Genomic DNA, 1,098 nt, shown 5'->3' on the forward strand with positions numbered 1-1,098 from the left:
CGGGTGACTTGGTAGGTCCCCTTGATCATCGGAGCTTCGTTGCGTACGGAACTGCCATAGCGAAGGTCCGTCACATGCCTGTGACCTGCTAATTCTCCAAGCAGCCAGGACTATGAATCAGCCCTGGAGTCCGGGCACCTGGAAGGCGATCTGGTGTGATCGGCTCGAACAACAGCCAGATCGCGACGCTCGTCGACCGGAAGACCCGGTTTCTCCACGTCGTGAAGCTCGCCAGCCGCCACACCGCCGTCGTCGTTCCCGCTCTGACCGAAGCCTACGCACGCATGGATTCCCGCCTACACGACACGCTGACCTGGGACCGCGGAAAGGAGCTCTCCGGCCACGCCCAGTTCGCCCTCGATACCGGGACGAAGGTGTTCTTCGCCGATCCCCACTCGCCCTGGCAACGACCGACGAACGAGAACACGAACGGCCTGCTGCGCCAGTACTTCCCGAAGGGTACCGACCTCTCCCGTTGGTCTTCCGCAGACCTCGGAGCCGTCGCCATGGCGATCAACAACCGGCCCCGCAAGATCCTCGGCTGGCGGACACCCGCCGAGGTCTTCGAGGAGCAGCTACGCTCGTTGAAACAGCCCGGTGTTGCAACGACTGGTTGAACTCGCCAACTACATGTCCGCCGAGTTCGCGGTGACGCTGGAACAGTTCGGACTCCGCCGATCATCCGGGCGTACCGGCGTCTGCTGGGACAACGCGATGGCGGAATCATTCTTCGGCGCTCTGAAGAACGAGCGGGTTTCCCGCGTGACTTACCTGACCCGAGAGGCCGCCCGACAGGACATCACCCGATACATCGAACTCTGTACAATCACAAGCGCCTCCACTCGGCCGTCGGATACCGCCCACCACGAGAAGTCCACGCCGAATACATGGAGTTGCGCATAGCCGCGTGAAATAGACAGTCAGGTCACTGTCCGGAAAACGCGAGGCCCCTCAAAGCCCTCATTGCGGGTCAGGGCTGATTCATAGTCCTGATGGTCTGGAGAACCTGCTGGTCACAGGGATGTGACGAACCTTCAGTACGGTGTTGGCGGATGCACCGAAGCTCCGATGATCAAGGTGACCTCGCAAGTCGCCTGA

Annotated in this window: 1 protein-coding gene and 1 pseudogene; both read left to right on the plus strand. The window is 61.3% G+C overall.

The window, feature by feature from the left end:
• Positions 1-132 precede the first annotated feature (132 nt).
• Positions 133-617, plus strand: a pseudogene (locus tag OTB19_RS42985) (IS30 family transposase); the annotation flags it as partial.
• 97 nt (positions 618-714) lie between these two features.
• Positions 715-903, plus strand: coding sequence for an IS3 family transposase (locus OTB19_RS42990; protein WP_420717038.1), 189 nt, complete (start codon positions 715-717; stop codon positions 901-903).
• Positions 904-1,098: the final 195 nt, after the last annotated feature.

Origin of the sequence: Streptomyces sp. H27-H5, from assembly GCF_026627505.1 — a bacterium.
Lineage (GTDB): Bacteria > Actinomycetota > Actinomycetes > Streptomycetales > Streptomycetaceae > Streptomyces.

Coding starts and splice junctions, on each gene's coding strand:
- OTB19_RS42990 (WP_420717038.1), top strand. CDS start 715: ATGGCGGAATCATTCTTCGGCGCTCTGAAGAACGAGCGGGTTTCCCGC.